This is a genomic window from Streptomyces ossamyceticus, assembly GCF_001418475.1.
Classification (GTDB): Bacteria; Actinomycetota; Actinomycetes; order Streptomycetales; family Streptomycetaceae; genus Streptomyces; species Streptomyces ossamyceticus.
The window spans coordinates 1-2,354 of record NZ_LIQX01000871.1 but is presented as its reverse complement, the minus strand read 5'-3'; the positions used below and the strand labels follow the sequence as shown (position 1 = coordinate 2,354).

At 74.1% G+C, this 2,354-nt stretch carries 2 protein-coding genes; both read left to right on the top strand.

The features are described from left to right. Positions 1–337: 337 nt before the first annotated feature. A partial coding sequence (locus AOK15_RS39955) for a sensor histidine kinase (RefSeq protein ID WP_205632313.1) occupies positions 338–1,621 on the top strand: 1,284 nt, incomplete at its 5' end. Then, on the top strand, positions 1,609–2,301 hold the full coding sequence (locus tag AOK15_RS39950) for a response regulator transcription factor (RefSeq protein WP_055524008.1): 693 nt from the start codon (positions 1,609–1,611) through the stop codon (positions 2,299–2,301). The genes AOK15_RS39955 and AOK15_RS39950, both read left to right, overlap by 13 nt. Positions 2,302–2,354: the final 53 nt, after the last annotated feature.

Here is a 2,354-nt window from a genome sequence, read left to right as displayed (position 1 = left end):
GTGGCTGCCGGTGCAGTCGGCGGGCGCCTCGTTCGTGGTGTGCGGGGCGGTCCTGCGGGTGCGCCGGCCGGCGAACGGCACCAGCCGGCTGATGATGCTGGTCGGCTTCACCTGGTACCTCGGTGATCTCCAACTCGCCGACAGCCGGACCCTGTTCGCGATCGGCTTCTGCTGCTACCACCTCACGTACGCCGCGATCGGCCACCTCGTGCTGGCGCTGCCCGCGGGCCGGCTCTACCACCGCCACGAGCGGCCGGTCGTCGCCCTGCTGTACATCGCCTCGGTGGGGACGCAGATCGTGCGGTACGCCGCCGAGTACCCGCCGCAGCCGCAGCNNGTGCTGACGGCGGCCCTGGTGGTGCGCCGCTGGTCCACGGCCGGGCGGCCGGTCCGCCGGGCCTACGCGCCCGTGTGGCTGACGATGCTCGCGCTGGGCGGCGTGGTCGTGCTCGGCGCGGGCGCGGCGATGCTGCGGGCGGCGCCGGACATCCAGCAGTTCGCGCTCCTCGGGTACGCGCTGGGCCTGATCGTCACACCGGTCGCGCTCGTCGCCGGACTGGTGCGGGTCCGGATGGCCCGGGTCCGGGTGGCCGACCTCGTCGTACGGCTGGAGGAGTCGGCGGAACCGGCGCACGTGGAAGAGGCCCTCGCTCAGGCCCTGGGGGATCCGGGGCTCGAACTGTGGTTCCCGCGCGGGGAGTCGGCGTCGGACGACGACAGGGCGACCTGTTACGACGGCGACGGGGCGACCCGTTACGTACGGGCGGACGGTGTCGCCGCCGAAGCCGACGCCGACGGTGCCGACGGTTTGGCCCGTGACGGCAGTTGTGTCACCCCGGTCGTCCGTCGCGGTGAGCTGCTCGCGCTCCTCGTCCACGATCCGGCCCTGCGCGAGCAGCGCCCGCTGGTGGACACCGTCCTGGCGGCGGCCGGGCTCGCCCTCGACAACGCGCGCCTGTTGGCGGCGCAGCGGGCGCGGTTGGCGGAGGTACGGGCCTCGCGGGCGCGGCTCGTGCTGGCGGCCGACGCCGAACGCCGGCGCATCCAGCGGGATCTGCACGACGGGGTGCAGCACAAACTGCTGGTGATCTCGATGCTGGTGGACCGTGCCCGAGCCGCGGGGGCGCGACCGGACGGGCGGGGCCCGACCGGGTCGGAGGAGTCCGATCTGGCCGCCGCCTCCGCCCACTTGACCGAGGTCCTGCACGAGCTGCGGGCGCTGGCCGAAGGCATCCATCCGCCCGCCCTCGCCGAGCAGGGCCTGGCGGCGGCCGTGGAGGTCCTCGCCGAGCGGGCGCCGCTGCCGGTCGTACCGGACATCCCCGACCGGCGGCTGCCCGAACACCTGGAACGGACCGCGTACTTCATCGTCACGGAGGCGCTGAGCAACGTGTACAAGCACGCAGAGGCGACCGAGGCACACGTCCGGGTGGACGACGGCGCCGGGGGTCTGCTGGTCATCGAGGTCACCGACGACGGCACCGGCGGGGCGGATCCCGCCAGGGGCACGGGGTTGCGGGGGCTGGAGGACCGGGTGGGCGCCCTCGGCGGGCGGCTGCGGGTGCACAGCCCGCGCGGCGCGGGTACGCGGCTGGTCGCGGAGCTGCCATGCGGATCGTGATCGCCGAGGACTCCGGCTTACTGCGGCACATGCTGGCCGAGACGCTCACCGCGCGCGGCTTCACCGTCATCGCGCAGGCGGGCACGCTCCCGGAGGTGCTCCAGGCCGTCGCGGCGGACCCGCCCGACGTGGCCGTCCTCGACATCCGGATGCCGCCCGACCACCGCGACGAGGGGCTCCGGGCCGCCGAGCGGATCCGGGCCGACCATCCGGGCACCGGGCTCCTCGTGCTGTCCCACTACGCGGAGACGTCGTACGCGATGCGGCTGCTCAAGGCGGCGGACCAGGCGGTGGGTTACCTCATCAAGGACCGGGTGCGGGACGCCGACCGGCTCGTCGACGCGATCAAGCGAGTCGCCTCCGGGGAGGTCGTGGTCGACCCCGAGGTGGTGCAGCGCGTGCTGACCCGGCCCCGCAGGACCGATCCGCTGGCCGCGCTGGTCCCCGTGGAACGGCAGGTGCTGGCGCTGATGGCGGAGGGCCACTCCAACACGTCCATCGCGAGCCGCCTCAGCTACAGCCTCAAGACGGTCGAGAAGCGGGTCACGGCCATCTCCCAGAAGCTGGGCCTGCCCCACCCCGAGAGCCATGAGCGCGCCCATGTGAACCTGCGGGTGCTTGCCGTACTGGCCTACCTCCGCAGCACCCGCCCCGCCCCGGACCCGCCGTCACCGGCGTGACGCACCAACCGTCGCCCGGCCCACTGCCCCTCCGTACGCTGCCTCTCCGGACT